The organism is Streptomyces sp. NPDC055140, from assembly GCF_053607285.1.
Genome location: NZ_JBSGTG010000001.1, coordinates 199505 through 213318, shown reverse-complemented (window position 1 = coordinate 213318; position 13814 = coordinate 199505). Strand labels below are relative to the sequence as shown.

The window sequence follows — 13814 nt, the reverse complement described above, 5'->3', positions numbered from 1 at the left end:
GTCTGGTTCTCTGTGTCCGGCGACGTTTCCTACGGCGTGACCGGTACGTTCGTCAGGCCCTTGCCGCCCGTGACCGTGTTGCTGCTGTAGACCGTCGTCCCGCAGCTTTCGCCGGAGTTCGTCACGTTGATCGCCAGCTGCTTGTCGCCGGTCGCGCCGCGCAGGTCCGACGTGTTGGAGCGGAAGACCGTGCCGCAGCCCCAGCCGGACTGCTGGGTGTGGGTCTCGTAGCCGTTGTTCGTGGTGGCGCTGCCCTTGTTGTTCTCGACCAGGACGTCGTTGCCCTTAACGTCGACCCATGAGTCGTCGAAGTTGGCCCCGGTCAGGCCGCTGCCGTCGAACGTGTTGCCGACGATCCGCGCGTCCGTCGTGCCCTCCTTGATGTCGACGTTCTCGCCGCCGACGTCCGGGCCGATCGTGTTGCCGGTGATCTGGATGCGGTCGCTCTTGTCGGAGGTTCCGCCGGCCGTACCGACGTAGACGCCCTCGCCCATGCCGCGGCCGTCGTTGCCGGTGTCGTAGATCCGCGAGTTCTTGATCGTCCCGTCCGTGCTGGAGTTGCGGAAGTGGACGCCCTCCATGTCGAGCCCGCGGACGGTGACCGTGTCGACGACGACGCCCTTCGCCGAGTCGATCATGATGCCCTTCTGGCCGCCGGTGACGGTGATGCCCTGGACTGTCCAGTACGAGGCGCCGTTCAGATGCAGGCCGTAGCCGCCGCCCGCCGTGAGGACCGCTTTCGCGGAGCCGGTCAGGGTGATGCGCGAGCCGGAACTCGCGGCGATCGACGTCTTGAAGTTGCCCGTGTACGTACCGTCGGCGAGATGGATCGTGTCGCCGGGCGCGGCCGCCGTGAGCGCCGACTTGAGCTGGGCCGCGGTGGAGACCTCGATGACCTGAGCGGCTCCGGCGGCGGGCGTCGCGAGGGCCGTGGCGGCTCCGGCGACGAGCACGGAGGCGGTCAGGGCGGGCAGGAGTGCGGAACGCATGCGCATGTGGGGGTGCCTTCCCGTCGGTTCGTGCAAGGGAGTGTTCTTGTACCTGAACTCTGGGTGCACATATGAACGTAGAGGCGTGGCATGACTGCGTCAAGGTCCGTACCAGAGGGGCGCCCTCGGCCGTCAAAAGCTGCCTGGGAGGGGCGCGGAGAGGGAATGCCCGCGCCCCAACAGGCGTTCTGGGTAAGGAACACGAGGAGGAGCGGTCACAGTGCTTGATCCGCAGGGTTTGTACGCATGGGAGCCGAAGGGCCTGGCCGTGGTGGACATGGCGCTCGCCCAGGAGTCGGCCGGACTGGTCATGCTCTACCACTTCGACGGATACATCGACGCGGGTGAGACCGGCGACCAGATCGTGGACCGGGTCCTCGACTCGCTGCCCCACCAGGTCGTGGCGCGGTTCGACCACGACCGGCTCGTCGACTACCGGGCCCGCCGCCCGCTGCTCACCTTCCGGCGCGACCGCTGGACGGACTACGACACGCCCGCCCTTGAGGTGCGGCTCGTCCAGGACGCCACGGGTGCGCCCTTCCTGCTGCTCTCCGGCCCCGAGCCCGACGTCGAGTGGGAGCGTTTCGCGGCCGCCGTGAAGAACATCGTCGAGCGGCTCGGCGTGCGCCTCGCGGTCAACTTCCACGGAATCCCGATGGGCGTCCCGCACACACGGCCCGTCGGCCTCACGCCGCACGGCAACCGGACCGAGCTCGTCCCCGGCCACCGCAGCCCCTTCGACGAGGCGCAGGTCCCCGGCAGCGCGGAGTCCCTCGTGGAGTACCGCCTCATGGAGGCCGGACACGACGTACTCGGTGTCGCCGCGCACGTCCCGCACTACATCGCGCGCTCGCCGTACCCCGACGCCGCGTTGACCGTCCTCGAAGCCATCACGGCGGCGACCGGCCTGGTGCTGCCCTCGGTGGCGCACGGGCTGCGCACGGAGGCGTACCGCACGCAGACGGAGATCGACCGGCAGATCCAGGAGGGCGACGAGGAACTCGTCTCGCTCGTCCAGGGACTTGAGCACCAGTACGACGCGGCCGCGGGCGCCGAGAGCCGCGGGAACATGCTGGCCGAACCGACCGACATTCCGTCCGCCGACGAGATCGGCCTCGAGTTCGAGAAGTTCCTGGCCGAACGCGAGGGCGACGCATAAGGGCTGTGGTCAGCCATGGGGCCCTCGCCTATGCTGCCCGCATGCTGAAGGTGGGTCTGACCGGCGGAATCGGCGCCGGCAAGAGCGAGGTGTCCCGGCTGCTCGTGGAGCGCGGGGCCGTACTGATCGACGCGGACCGGATCGCGCGGGAGGTCGTGAAGCCCGGAACTCCCGGACTCGCCGCGGTCGTCGAGGCGTTCGGGAGTGACGTGCTCGCCCCGGACGGCTCGCTGGACCGGCCGGCGCTCGGCTCGATCGTCTTCGCCGACGCGGACCGCCTCGCCGTCCTCAACTCGATCGTGCACCCGCTCGTCGGCGCCCGCTCCGCAGAACTCGAAGCCGCCGCCACCGGTGACTCCGTCGTCGTGCACGACGTACCGTTGCTCGCCGAGAACGGCCTGGCGCCGCTGTACGACGTCGTGGTCGTCGTCGACGCGAGCCCCGAGACCCAGCTCGACCGCCTCGTGCGCCTGCGCGGCATGAGCGAGGAGGACGCCCGCGCCCGCATGGCCGCCCAGGCCACCCGCGACAAGCGCCTGGACATCGCCGACATCGTGATCGACAACGACGTACCGCTCGACGAGCTGCACCGACGGGTCGACGCCGTCTGGGCGGACCTCGCGCAGCGGGCGGCCGCGGCCTAGAAGGGGGACGGGCGTGGTCGTACTGGCGGCGTTCACCTTCCTCGGCGGCCTGGTGGCGATCCTCGCCGGGGCGTACGGGCTGCGGCGGACCCGGCGGATCAGCGAGGCCGGACGTGTCACCCAGGCACTCGTGAAACCCCCGCCGGCGGGTTCCGAGCGGCCCCTGCTGCAGTTCGAGACGCACGACGGCCGCGTCGTCGAGGTGCCGTCCCCCGCGCCGCCCACCCGGAGGCTGCCGCTGCCGACGGGCGGCCTGGTCGGTATCGCGTACGACGTCGACGACCCGCGCGAGACCGTGCTCATCGGCGGCGAGCGGCCCGTCCTCGACTGGGTGTTCGTGGCCGCGGGCGTGGCGCTGGCCGTGCTCGGCGCGGTACTCGCGGTGACCGGTCGCTGAGCCTTCGATTCGGTCGGACGTACGTACGTCAGGGTGTTATGGGGGAGGAATAGGGCCGACAGTCCACGCCGTTGACGTGGATGACGAAGGAGGGAGACCGTTGTGCCCCACTCCAACCCGGAGACGCACGTCATCGACTTCCGCGCCGCTGAGCAACTGCTCGCGGCGCGTGACCCGCGAGGCGCGGTGAAACTGCTCGACCCGGTCATCGCGGCCCACCCCGAGAACACGGCGGCGCGGCTGCTGCGGGCCCGCGCGTTCTTCGCCGCGGCCCAACTGCGCGCGGCCGAACTCGAGTTCACCATCGTTCTGGAGCGCGAGCCGGACAACGCGTTCGCGCACTTCGCGCTCGCCCGCACCTACCAGCGCGCCGCGCGGCCCGACCAGGCGAGACGCCACTTCCGGCTCGCCGCGGCGCTCGATCCGCAGCCGGACTACGTGGCGGCGGCCGCTTTCGACGACGCTCCGTAAGGCGAAGCTCCGTAAGGTGAGGTCCCCAGGGAGTTCCCGGGCGGTCTAGGGCTTGTCGTCCGGGGGAACGTAGGGCGGTACGTCGGGGCCCGGCTGGTAGTGCGGGCCCTGCCGGATGTGGCGGGTGATCACGAACAGGTCGACGGTCACGATCAGCCACAGCACCCCGCAGGCGAGCGCCCACCACGGGCGGTCCGTGAGGATGAACGCGACCGTGCCGAAGATCGTCCAGGCCAGGCCCCAGATGCTGAGCCACAGGCGGGCGCGCAGGGCACTGCGCGCGGTCATCGGTTCACTGCCCGTACGCATCGTCACCACCTCCGCCCGTGAAGAGGTACCCCCTCAAGGGTGCCTCTTCACGGGCGCAGGCGTCGGATGCGTCCGCACCCTCGCGCGGCGCACCGTTCCCTGAAAAGGTGAGGTGGTTTCCGGTCGGCGGAGTTCGGTCGCCGGGGTTCGGCCGGCGGAGGGGAGGACGCGTGCTGGACGGGCGGAAGAGCGGCGAGCGGCTCGCGGGATGGGTGGAGGCGCTCGACGGACAAGGGCGGGCGGAGGCGGTGATCCCCGACGCGGAGGATCTGCCCGAGGCCCTCCTCGACCTCGGGGTCGCCCACGAGGACATCAACGAACTCGTCGCGCTGCGCCCCCGAGTGGCCGACGATCCCGGGGTGCGCGATCTCTTGGAGCGGGCCGTCGATGCCGTCACCCGGGACATGGGCACGGTCGGCGGAAGCCCTCGCTTCCCGGCCCCGCCCGACGGCGGCGACCTCCTCGAACGCTGTTTCTCCGTGTACGTCTACGTGGCGGCGCTGCCCGCCACGCGCGCGTACCACCGCGGTCTCGGGGTGCCGGACGACGTCTCGCGGCGCACCCTCGCCGACCTGGGGCGCCACATGGCCGTCCACCGCAGGCGGTACGGCAGTTGCGGCATTCACGCGGTCGCCTGGCTCGGCCTGCACTTCCATGGGGAGCTCTACCAACTGGGCCGGCTCCAGTACCAGCGGTCACTGCTCGGCGGGCGCTCGGCCGGCGCGGCCGCCGCCGCGGGCCTGCCGGCGACGGCGGACGACCTGTGCATGAACCTCCATATCCCCGACTTCCGGGGCCCGCTGTCCCCGCGCGCGTGCGACCGGTCCCTCGCTCTGGCCAGGGAGTTCTTCGCGCGCCACTACCCCGAGGAGCGCTATGGAACCGCCGTCTGCCACTCCTGGCTCCTCGACGCCCAGCTGAAGGACCATCTGCCGAAGGACTCCAACCTGGTGCGCTTCCAGGAGCGATTCCGTACGTCCTGGGAGGACACGGAACCGGACGACGAGGGTCCGGTCGGCTTCGTCTTCGGCGACCCCTGCCTCCCCATCGGTGAACTGCCGCGCCGCACGAGCGTCGAGCGGGCCGTCGGCGACCATCTGCGGCGCGGCGGGCACTGGTACGGGGGGCATGGCTGGTTCCCGTTGCCGTGGTCGGGAACTGTCGCCTCGTGACGGCTCGTTGAAGGGGCATGAGCCTTGAGATGCGTGAGGGATACGGAGGGACGGGACCCGGCGCCATCACGCCGGACGGTTGCGCGGTCGATCTGTACGCGCGCCTGCCCGTAAGGGAAGAGCCCGACATCATCGCCGCGGCCGTGCCCGCGGGAGCGAGCATCCTCGAACTGGGCAGTGGCGTCGGCCGGATGACGCACCCCCTCATCGAGCGCGGCTTCACGGTCACGGCCGTGGACGAGTCCGCCGAGATGCTGGAGCGCGTGCGCGGGGCGCGGACGATCTGCTCGCCGGTCGAGGCGCTGGACGCGGGCGGGACGTTCGACGTGGTGCTGCTCGCGTCGTTCCTCGTGCACGCCGGGGACGTGGCGGTGCGGCAGGGGATGCTCGACACGTGCCGGCGCCATGTCGCGGACGGGGGCTGCGTACTGATCCAGCGCGAGGGCCCGGACTACCACACGAACCTGCCGCGCGAGCGCGTGGACCCGAGCGGTTTCACGGTCCGCATCGTGTCCGCGGAGCCCGTCGGGGACGGGGTGAACTCGGTGCGTGCGGAGTACGAGTTCCCCGACGCGGCCTGGACGCACACGTTCCTGGCGCGGCCCCTGACGCGGGAGCAGTTCGAAGAGGCTCTCGCCCAGGCCGGGTTGAAGGTCGACCGGTACCTCACGGACGACCAGGTGTGGGTGCGGGCGGTTCCTGCATAAAGGTGCCGGGCGACCGATGAGTTGCCTGGGGTGCCGCCGTCTACCTCTGTGACAGCCGGACAGCGAGGCCCGGCGCCGACTCACCGAGGAGCACCCCATGTCCGAGACCACCGTCCCCGTCGCGACCGCCGCTTCCGCCGCCTCCGTCACCGCCGCCCCGGCCGCCGGCAGGGCACGCGCCGCCCGCATCGCGCTGCGCACGCTCACGGTGCTGCTCGCGCTGTTCTACGGCGTCGCGAGCGCCCTGCCCAAGCTGATCGCGCACCCGTCGGCGGTCGAGGCGTTCGACACGATCGGGTGGGGGAGCGCGCCGATGTACATCATCGGCGCCCTCGAACTGGCCGGAGGAATCGCCCTGTTGGTGCCGGTGCTCTCCGGGGTTGCCCCGATCGCGCTGAGCGCGCTGATGGCCGGCGCGTTCGTCGTGCAGATGTCCTACTTCGACGGGGAGAACGCGGCGACGCCGCTCATCCTGATCGTCCCGCTGGCGCTCCTCGCGTGGACACGGCGCCGGAGCAACGCGGATCTGGTCCGCCTCGTCAAGCGCCGGGCGTGACCCGCGCGGCCGGAGGCTGACCCCGACGACGTACGGGGTCAGCCTTTTTCGCGTCCGTCCGCGTGATCCTGCGCCGGGGGTACGGGGCCCGCGCCGAACGTCGCGCGCAACCGGTCCATGTCCCTGCGGTCCCGCTTCGTCGGGCGGCCCGCGCCGCGGTCGCGGATGGCCACGGGGGCGACGGCGGCGCGCGGCGGGGGCGGCGGGCTGTTGTCCACGTAACACTCGACGGCCACAGGGGCGCCCACGCGCTTGCGGATCAGGCGCTTCACGATCACGACCCGCTCGTGCCCGCCGGCCTGCCGCACCCGCACCTCGTCGCCCACGCGCACGTTGTAGGCGGCCTTCACGCGCTCACCGTTGACCCTCACATGCCCGCCCCGGCACGCCGTCGCGCCCGCCGAGCGCGTCTTGGCCAGCCGTACGGACCAGATCCAGCTGTCGATCCGCACGCTCTCACCAGCGCCGGGACCGGCCGCCCGCGCCGCAGCCGCCGCGTTCGAAGCCGTATCCGAACCAGCACCCGAACCGGAATCCGAACCAGTACCCGAACCGGAATCCGAACCAGTACCCGAACCGGAATCCGAGGCGGTATCCGAAGCAGTATCCGAAGCCATGCCTCGACCTTAGTCCCGGATTGCCCTGATCCGGCGAGTCACCCGGACGCCACACGCCACCCCGACAGATAATCCGGACAAAACGCCATGTATCTCAAGGGCGGTCACCGGACAGCGAGGGGTAGGGACGCCATGGACGCCAGGGACCTGCAAGCCGAAGTCGACGGCCTGATGGACGGACTGCGCGCCGATCTGGAGCGGCTCGCCGCGATCCCGTCCATCGCCTTCCCCGGCTTCCCGGCCGAACCCGTGCGGGAGGCGCACGACCTGCTGGTCGGGCTGCTCGAGGACGCCGGTGTCGAGCGCGTCGAGCGGATCGACCTGCCCGACACCGCCCCCGTCATCTTCGGCGAGATCCAGCCACCGACGCCGGACGCGCCGACCGTCCTGCTCTACTCGCACTACGACGTCCAGCCCGCCGGTGACGAGAAGCTCTGGAAGTCCCCGCCCTTCGAGCCGACCCCCGTCGAGGGCGGACTGCGGGCGCGCGGCATCGCCGACGACAAGTCGAACGTCATCGCGCACCTGGGCATGCTGCGGGCCTTCAAGGGCCGCCCGCCCGTCGGCGTCAAGATCGTCTTCGAGGGACAGGAGGAGTACGGCAGCCCGTTCGACGACTACCCGCCCACCGACCCCGAGCGGTTCGCCTGCGACGCCATGGTCATCGCCGACCTCGGCAACCTCCGCCCCGGCACCCCGACCCTCACCACGGGTCTGCGCGGCGCGTCCGAGGTCGTCGTCGAGGTCCGCACCCTCGAAGAGCCCCGCCACAGCGGCGAGTTCGGCGGCGCCGCCCCCGACGCCCTGCTCGTCCTGCTCAAGGCCCTCGCCACCCTGCACGACGTGCACGGAGATGTCGCCGTCGAGGGCCTGCGCCGCGAGGAGTGGACCGGCACGAGCTACACGGAGGGCGAGTTCCGCTCCCTCGCCGGCGTCGAGGACGGCGTGCCGCTGATCGGCAGCGGCACCCTCGGCGAGCGCCTGTGGAGCGGCCCCGCGATCACCGTCATCGGTCTCGACGCCCCCGCCGTCGCACACGCCGCGTCCGCCGTCGTGCCGTACGCGCGCGCGAAGCTCAACCTTCGCTTCCACCCGCTCCAGGACCCGAAGGAGGCACAGGCCAGGCTCGTCGAGCACCTGCGCTCCCTCACGCCCTTCGGCGTCCAGCTCACCGTCACCCCCGGCGACACCGGCCCCGGCTACGAGGCCACGACCGGCGGCCCCGCCTACCGCGCCGCGCTCACCGCACTCAAGGAGGCCTGGGGCACGGACGCCTCCTACGTCGCGACCGGCGGCTCGATCCCGCTGGTCAACGGCCTGGCGAAGGCCGCACCCGGCGCCGAGGTACTCCTCTTCGGCGCCCAGGACAGCATGTGCAACCTGCACGCCCCGAACGAGCGCGTCCTGTTCTCCGAGCTGCGCAGCACCGTCGTCGCGATGTGCGCGTTCGTCCGCGAGTACGCCGCCGACTTCCACGCCGGAACCGCCTCATGAGTGCGCCGACCGACACGGAGGCACCCCAACGGCCGCAGCCGAAACGCAAGTTCACCTTCCCGAGCGCCCTGACCGTCCTCGCGATCGTCACGATCGCCGTCTGGGCGCTCGCCTTCCTCATCCCCTCGGGCCAGTACAACCGCGACGACTCGGGCGCCCCCGTCCAGGGCACGTACCACCGCGTCGACTCCGGGCAGTCCTTCGTCGACCGCCTCAACGATCTGTTCCTGTCCCCGGTCAACGGCCTCTACGGCATCCAGGACACCAAGACGTCCCTGGTGGCCCCGGACAACACCGGTGACCTGTACGGCAGCGCGGGCGTCTTCCTCTTCGTGCTCGCCATCGGCTCCTTCATCACCGTCGTCTTCGCGACCGGGGCCCTCGACCGCGGCATCGGCCGGCTCGCCCACCGGCTGCGCGACCGGGGCGCGCTGCTCATCGCGGGCGTCATGGTGGTCTTCTCGGTCCTCGGCACCGTCGAGGGCTTCGCCGAGGAGACCCTCGGGTTCTACGGCCTGATGGTGCCGTTGATGCTCGCACTCGGCTACGACCGCATGACCGCCGTCGGCGCGATCATCCTCGGCGCGGGCATCGGGGTGCTGTGCTCGACGGTCAACCCGTTCGCCACCGGTGTCGCCTCCTCCGCCGCCGACATCTCGCTCGGCGACGGCATCATTTTGCGCTTCATCATGTGGATCGTGCTGACCGCCGTCACCGTCACCTACGTCATCCGCTATGCGAAGCGCGTACAGAAGGACCCCGAAAGGTCCCTGTCGGGGTTCCTGCCCGGGGACCGCGACCAGGAGGAGGCCGAGGCCCACGCGGTCGAGGTGCCGGAGCTGACCGGCCTGCACAAGGCGGTCCTCACCGTCACCGCCCTCGTGTTCGCCTTCATGATCTTCTCGGTTGTGCCGTGGTCGAGTGCCCTCACCGGGAAGGCCGACGCGACCCCGTACGGCTTCGAACTCGGCTGGTCCTTCCCGGAGTTGGCGGCGCTGTTCCTCGTCGCGGCCGTGCTCGTCGGCGTCGTGGCGCATCTGGGGGAGCAGAGACTCAGCTCGACGATCATTCAGGGCGCGGCCGACTTCATCTCACCCGCGCTCGTCATCCTGCTCGCCCGCGGGGTCACCGTGATCATGAACAACTCGAAGATCACCGACACGGTCCTGCACTCCATCGAGGGTGTCGTGAAGGGCACCTCGTCCGGTGTCTTCGCGATCATCGTCTTCGTCGTGAACCTGCCGCTCGCCTTCCTCATCCCCTCGACCTCGGGCCACGCCACCCTCGCCATGCCGATCCTCGCGCCGCTCGCCGACTTCGCGGGCGTCTCGCGCGCGCTCGTCGTCACCGCGTGGCAGGCCGCCAGCGGCTGGATGAACCTGTGGGTGCCGACCACGGCCGTGACGATCGGCGGCGTGGCCCTCGCCAAGGTCGGCTACGACAAGTACCTGCGCTTCATCTGGCCGCTGCTGGCCATCCTGTTCGTGCTGATCTGCGGGTTCGTGGCGGCGGGGGCGGCGTGGACGTGACGGGTACGCGTTCCAGCGGGCCTTCGGCCGTCAGCGGCGCGTGCGGCGGCGGGTCCGTTCGCCGGGGGTCTCGATGAACTGGAGCTCCAGGGCGGCCGGGGCCGCGGCGATCCCGGGGCCGCCCGCCTCGGCCCAGCGCAGGATCTCGTCCGTGGCGTCGTCGCCCATCGACCAGCCCACCCATGCGGGGCGTCCGCCCCGCCGCCGGCCCTCGCCCGAGGGCTGCACGACCATGACGTTCGCCTGGTCGCACGGGCCCAGACAGTCCGTCACCCGCACCGCGACCCGCCCGCCGGACGAGGCGGCCGCGGCCTGCAGCCGCTCCAACTGCCAAGCGTGGTCGTAACCGGGGTACTTCGCCGTGTTGCCGCAGCAGCAGCCCCGGCACACCACGAGGGTGCAGGGGCGGATGCGGGCGGCGCCTATCGGTGTCCGGGTGGGCACAGAACTCCTTGTCCGGGCGGGCAGAGAACTCCCGCGTACGGGTACGGGTACGGGTACGGGTACGGGTACGGAAGAGATTCTCCGTCATGTGTGTCCGCCACGGCCGTCAGGGTGATGAAGGATGAGACCCGCAGCTCGCAGAAGGCCGCTCCGAGCTGCGCAGATGGAGTTCGGCCCAGACCGTCTTGCCGGGGGCGGACGGGCGAGGAGTGACGCCCCAGTCGTCCGCGAGCGCGTCGACGAGGAGGAGGCCGCGGCCCGACTCGCCGTCCGGATCCGGCGTTCCCGTGACGGGGAGCCTGTCGGCGCGGGTGTCGGTGACTTCGACCCGTAAGGCGTCCTCGGCCTCGGCGAGGCGGAGGTGGAAGTCGCGGCCGGGGACGTGGCCGTGCCGGACCGCGTTCGCGGTCAGCTCCGCGGTGATGAGGGTGACGGTCTCGTTGGTGGGCGAGGTGTAGGGGTGGCCCCAGTCGTTCAGGCGGTGGGAGACGAGACGGCGGGCGAGTCGTGCGCCGCGTGGGGTCGAAGTGAACCGCATGGCGAACTCGTGTACGGACGTGGCGCGTTGGGGCGTGTGCCCTTGTGGAGGAGTTACGGCCTTCATGGCCTCAACGGTCCTGGCCCGTGCGTAGCTTTGAACAGGCGCGACGCGCTGACCGGTGGCCGTTGTACGCGGCTGGCGAGCCGTTGTACGCGCGGTGAGGCGTGACCGGCCTTCTGTGCGGCGCGTTGGGAGCGGGAGCGGTGCCTGCTCGCGGGTTGCGGGGTGTTCGGTGGCGGCAGTGGAACGTACGGGAGGTGCCGGGCGTGGAGGAGCGGCAGGCTGAGGGGGAGTACGAGTTCGGGGCGGGGATTCTGCATGTGTTCGGGCGTCAGCTGAAGCTGTGCCGGGAGCGGGCGGGGCTTGACCGGGCGGAGTTGGGGGCGCGGACGGGGTACTCGGCGTCGACGATCGCGTCGTTCGAGCAGGGGAGGAGGATTCCGCCACCCAAGTTCATCGACCTCGCTGATGAAGTGCTGGACGCGGGTGGGGTGTTGAGGGCGGGGAAGGAGGAGGTGGCTCGGGCGCAGTATCCGGCGTTCTTCAGGGATGCGGCCAGGTTGGAAGCGGGCGCGGTTGAGCTTCACGTGTACGCGAGCCAGGTGGTACCTGGCCTCTTGCAGACGGATGAGTATGCGCGGGCCGTGTTCACCATGAGGCGCCCTCTGCTGGACGAGGTGATCGTTGATCGGCGTGTTGCGGCGCGCCTGGCCCGGCAGGAGATCTTCTCCCGGGTGCCGTTGCCCACCATCAGCTTTGTGATCGAGGAGTCCGTTCTGCGGCGTCCACTGGGCGGCAGGGCGGTGATGCGTGGCCAGTTGGAGCAGATGCTGCTTCACGGCCATCGGCGTAACGTCGAGATCCAGGTGATGCCCACGGAACGCGAGGACCACGCCGGACTGGCAGGTCCGTTCACCTTGATCGAGACCAGGGAAGGGCGGAGGATCGCGTATGCAGAGGTGCACAAGGACAGCCGCCTCTACACGGAGCGGGGGGCGGTCCGGGAACTCGAAGAGCAGTACGGGATCCTGCGTGCCGAGGCACTCACTCCGCGCGAATCGCTGGCCTTCATTGAGAAGTTGCTAGGGGAGAGATGAGCGTCGAAGACTCTGTCGGGACCGTGCCTGAGTCGGCCTGGGTCAAGAGCAGTTACAGCAGTGGGGAAGGGGGCGAGTGTGTCGAGGTCGCGTCCCGGCTGGGCCTCACACACGTCCGTGACTCGAAGGACAAGGCGGGCCCCATAGTGAGCCTTACGGCGACCGCCTGGACCGAGTTCGTCGGGTTTGCCGCCCGGCACACCGCGTAAGGCGGCTCTACGTCGTTTTACTCAGTCGCCCGGCTGCCCGGGCCTTCGCTAGCGTGCCCTCATGTCTGTCGCTCCTGCCATGACCGATGACGTCTTCCCCGATCATGTCGCCGAGAGGCTCGCCGCGCTTCCCGGGGTGCGGGCCGTCGCGCTCGGCGGGTCGCGGGCCCAGGGCACTCAACGGCCCGACAGTGACTGGGACTTCGCGATCTACTACCGGGGTGATTTCCGGCCGGACGACCTGCGGGACGTCGGGTGGGAGGGTGAGGTCTGTGAGATCGGCGGGTGGGGCGGTGGGGTCTTCAACGGTGGGGCCTGGCTGACCGTCGACGGGCGGCGTGTCGACGTCCACTACCGCGATCTCGACGTGGTGGAACGGGAGTTGGCCGAGGCCGAGAAGGGGCGCGTCCGCTGGGAGCCCCTGATGTTCCATCTGGCCGGGATCGCGACCTATCTCGTCGTCGCCGAGCTCGCCGTCAATCAGGTGCTGCGCGGTACGGTGCCCCGCCCGGACCGCTATCCCGAGGCCCTGCGCGAGGCGGCCCCCGAGATGTGGTGGGGGCGGGCCGTCGGCACGCTGCACTATGCCAAGGCCAACAACGCGCCCCAGGGCGGCAGGACCGAGGTCCACGGAGCGGTCGCCGTGGCCGCGATGTCGGCCGCGCACGCGGTCCTCGCCGCACGCGGCGCCTGGGTCACCAACGAGAAGCGGCTCCTGGAGCGCGCGGGCCTGCTGGGCGTCCACAGCCTGCTCGCGGGGGCATCGGGCGACCTGACGGACGTGGTCGACCGGACTCAGCTCCTCCTGGGGAGCGCCGTCGACTCCGCGCGCAGGAGCTGAGCGGGCGAAGCCGGCCGTACAGGCCGGGCAGGCGGCATCAGGGGTGCAGGCCGCACGGGCGAGCGCCCCAGCTCGTACACCGCCCTGTCCGCCCACACCCGCCCGTCCGTCACGATCAGGCGCACCGAACCGACGCGCGCCGTCACCGGAAGCATCGGTCGCAGTTCCCGCTCCAGCGCGTCGTACGCCGCCTCGTATGTCTCCGGTCCCTCGTCGTTCGCGAGCGTGAGGTGGGGGTCCAGACCCTCCGGCCCGAACACGCCCCGGTACGGGACCGCCTCCGGCCAGCGCTCCCGCAACGACTTCGTGAGGGCGTGGACGGGGTCCTCGGGAGCGGGCGGGAGATGGAGGACACCCGGGTAGCGGCGGAACTCCGCGAACGTCAGGTCGAACGGGTCCCGGTCCGCGAACAGCGCCGACAGCTCGGCGTGGACCTCCGGCGTGATCCGCGCGGCGGGGAGAAAGGGGTACAGCACCGTGATGTGGGCCGGGAACGGCGCCCGCACGAAGGCGTCCGCCTCCGGGATCCGAATCGTCAGGGCCGTGTCGCCGGGCACGTCCGGCCAGCCGTCCTCGCTGCTCACGGCGCGCCATCCTGCCACGGCGCCACCCGGGTGACCTGCGGAGGGCCCGGTCCG

Annotated in this window: 18 protein-coding genes; 12 read left to right on the top strand and 6 right to left on the bottom strand. The window is 70.8% G+C overall.

The window, feature by feature from the left end; genetic code table 11:
* Positions 1–29 precede the first annotated feature (29 nt).
* Positions 30–995, bottom strand: coding sequence for a right-handed parallel beta-helix repeat-containing protein (locus tag ACWFR4_RS01050; RefSeq protein ID WP_453650121.1), 966 nt, complete (start codon positions 993–995; stop codon positions 30–32).
* A 214-nt stretch (positions 996–1209) separates the two neighbouring features.
* On the opposite strand from ACWFR4_RS01050, the gene ACWFR4_RS01045 reads away from it, so the two are divergent.
* From ACWFR4_RS01045 to ACWFR4_RS01030, 4 genes are all read left to right on the top strand, one after another.
* Positions 1210–2148 carry a PAC2 family protein gene (locus ACWFR4_RS01045; RefSeq protein WP_453650119.1) on the top strand — a complete coding sequence of 313 codons (939 nt, stop codon included), beginning with the start codon at positions 1210–1212 and terminating at the stop codon, positions 2146–2148.
* Between the two features lie 41 nt (positions 2149–2189).
* A complete protein-coding gene (gene coaE, locus ACWFR4_RS01040; RefSeq protein ID WP_453650117.1) occupies positions 2190–2792 on the top strand; it encodes a dephospho-CoA kinase in 603 nt (200 codons plus the stop codon).
* Between the two features lie 13 nt (positions 2793–2805).
* Positions 2806–3189 carry a hypothetical protein gene (locus tag ACWFR4_RS01035; RefSeq protein ID WP_453650115.1) on the top strand — a complete coding sequence of 128 codons (384 nt, stop codon included), beginning with the start codon at positions 2806–2808 and terminating at the stop codon, positions 3187–3189.
* Positions 3190–3291: 102 nt separating this feature from the next.
* Positions 3292–3660: a tetratricopeptide repeat protein gene (locus ACWFR4_RS01030; RefSeq protein ID WP_116502684.1), complete on the top strand. Its 369-nt coding sequence runs from the start codon at positions 3292–3294 to the stop codon at positions 3658–3660.
* 45 nt (positions 3661–3705) lie between these two features.
* On the opposite strand, the gene ACWFR4_RS01025 is transcribed toward ACWFR4_RS01030, so the two are convergent.
* Positions 3706–3969: a DUF6343 family protein gene (locus ACWFR4_RS01025; protein ID WP_453650113.1), complete on the bottom strand. Its 264-nt coding sequence runs from the start codon at positions 3967–3969 to the stop codon at positions 3706–3708.
* Positions 3970–4217: 248 nt separating this feature from the next.
* Between ACWFR4_RS01025 and ACWFR4_RS01020 the strand changes: the two genes are divergently transcribed.
* From ACWFR4_RS01020 to ACWFR4_RS01010, 3 genes are all read left to right on the top strand, one after another.
* The gene (locus tag ACWFR4_RS01020) at positions 4218–5141 is read left to right on the top strand and encodes an acyltransferase domain-containing protein (protein WP_453462657.1); all 924 of its coding nucleotides are present in this window, start codon (positions 4218–4220) and stop codon (positions 5139–5141) included.
* Between the two features lie 29 nt (positions 5142–5170).
* Entirely contained in the window at positions 5171–5848 is a 678-nt protein-coding gene (locus ACWFR4_RS01015; protein WP_266565484.1) for a class I SAM-dependent methyltransferase, read from the top strand.
* Positions 5849–5945: 97 nt separating this feature from the next.
* Entirely contained in the window at positions 5946–6404 is a 459-nt protein-coding gene (locus ACWFR4_RS01010) for a DoxX family protein (protein WP_453650111.1), read from the top strand.
* Positions 6405–6442: 38 nt separating this feature from the next.
* On the opposite strand, the gene ACWFR4_RS01005 is transcribed toward ACWFR4_RS01010, so the two are convergent.
* Positions 6443–7021, bottom strand: coding sequence for an RNA-binding S4 domain-containing protein (locus ACWFR4_RS01005; protein WP_453650109.1), 579 nt, complete (start codon positions 7019–7021; stop codon positions 6443–6445).
* 132 nt (positions 7022–7153) lie between these two features.
* On the opposite strand from ACWFR4_RS01005, the gene ACWFR4_RS01000 reads away from it, so the two are divergent.
* Complete coding sequence (locus ACWFR4_RS01000; protein WP_453650107.1) at positions 7154–8515, top strand: M20/M25/M40 family metallo-hydrolase; 1362 nt, start codon at positions 7154–7156, stop codon at positions 8513–8515.
* Entirely contained in the window at positions 8512–10044 is a 1533-nt protein-coding gene (locus tag ACWFR4_RS00995) for a YfcC family protein (protein ID WP_453462597.1), read from the top strand. Before ACWFR4_RS01000 ends, ACWFR4_RS00995 begins: the two co-directional genes overlap by 4 nt.
* Before the next feature lie 30 nt (positions 10045–10074).
* Here the strand turns inward: ACWFR4_RS00995 and ACWFR4_RS00990 are convergent, their stop codons facing one another.
* Both ACWFR4_RS00990 and ACWFR4_RS00985 read right to left on the bottom strand, forming a co-directional pair.
* Complete coding sequence (locus tag ACWFR4_RS00990) at positions 10075–10488, bottom strand: (2Fe-2S) ferredoxin domain-containing protein (protein WP_453462600.1); 414 nt, start codon at positions 10486–10488, stop codon at positions 10075–10077.
* 106 nt (positions 10489–10594) lie between these two features.
* Positions 10595–11026, bottom strand: a complete 432-nt coding sequence (locus tag ACWFR4_RS00985) for an ATP-binding protein (RefSeq protein ID WP_453650105.1) — start codon at positions 11024–11026, stop codon at positions 10595–10597.
* Positions 11027–11295: 269 nt separating this feature from the next.
* On the opposite strand from ACWFR4_RS00985, the gene ACWFR4_RS00980 reads away from it, so the two are divergent.
* From ACWFR4_RS00980 to ACWFR4_RS00970, 3 genes are all read left to right on the top strand, one after another.
* Entirely contained in the window at positions 11296–12126 is an 831-nt protein-coding gene (locus ACWFR4_RS00980) for a helix-turn-helix domain-containing protein (protein WP_453462606.1), read from the top strand.
* Positions 12123–12335, top strand: coding sequence for a DUF397 domain-containing protein (locus ACWFR4_RS00975; protein WP_453462609.1), 213 nt, complete (start codon positions 12123–12125; stop codon positions 12333–12335). Before ACWFR4_RS00980 ends, ACWFR4_RS00975 begins: the two co-directional genes overlap by 4 nt.
* 61 nt (positions 12336–12396) lie before the next feature.
* A complete protein-coding gene (locus tag ACWFR4_RS00970) occupies positions 12397–13176 on the top strand; it encodes a nucleotidyltransferase domain-containing protein (protein WP_453650103.1) in 780 nt (259 codons plus the stop codon).
* On the opposite strand, the gene ACWFR4_RS00965 is transcribed toward ACWFR4_RS00970, so the two are convergent.
* Entirely contained in the window at positions 13131–13760 is a 630-nt protein-coding gene (locus ACWFR4_RS00965; protein ID WP_453462615.1) for a 2'-5' RNA ligase family protein, read from the bottom strand. The two genes, ACWFR4_RS00970 and ACWFR4_RS00965, sit on opposite strands and share 46 nt — an antisense overlap.
* Between the last annotated feature and the right edge of the window lie 54 nt (positions 13761–13814).

Bases quoted from the DNA above. Each gene is read 5' to 3' on its own strand.
- ACWFR4_RS01050 (WP_453650121.1), bottom strand. From the start codon at position 995: ATGCGCATGCGTTCCGCACTCCTGCCCGCCCTGACCGCCTCCGTGCTC.
- coaE (WP_453650117.1), top strand. From the start codon at position 2,190: ATGCTGAAGGTGGGTCTGACCGGCGGAATCGGCGCCGGCAAGAGCGAG.
- ACWFR4_RS01025 (WP_453650113.1), bottom strand. From the start codon at position 3,969: ATGCGTACGGGCAGTGAACCGATGACCGCGCGCAGTGCCCTGCGCGCC.
- ACWFR4_RS01015 (WP_266565484.1), top strand. From the start codon at position 5,171: ATGCGTGAGGGATACGGAGGGACGGGACCCGGCGCCATCACGCCGGAC.
- ACWFR4_RS01010 (WP_453650111.1), top strand. From the start codon at position 5,946: ATGTCCGAGACCACCGTCCCCGTCGCGACCGCCGCTTCCGCCGCCTCC.
- ACWFR4_RS01005 (WP_453650109.1), bottom strand. From the start codon at position 7,021: ATGGCTTCGGATACTGCTTCGGATACCGCCTCGGATTCCGGTTCGGGT.
- ACWFR4_RS01000 (WP_453650107.1), top strand. From the start codon at position 7,154: ATGGACGCCAGGGACCTGCAAGCCGAAGTCGACGGCCTGATGGACGGA.
- ACWFR4_RS00995 (WP_453462597.1), top strand. From the start codon at position 8,512: ATGAGTGCGCCGACCGACACGGAGGCACCCCAACGGCCGCAGCCGAAA.
- ACWFR4_RS00985 (WP_453650105.1), bottom strand. From the start codon at position 11,026: ATGCGGTTCACTTCGACCCCACGCGGCGCACGACTCGCCCGCCGTCTC.
- ACWFR4_RS00975 (WP_453462609.1), top strand. From the start codon at position 12,123: ATGAGCGTCGAAGACTCTGTCGGGACCGTGCCTGAGTCGGCCTGGGTC.
- ACWFR4_RS00970 (WP_453650103.1), top strand. From the start codon at position 12,397: ATGTCTGTCGCTCCTGCCATGACCGATGACGTCTTCCCCGATCATGTC.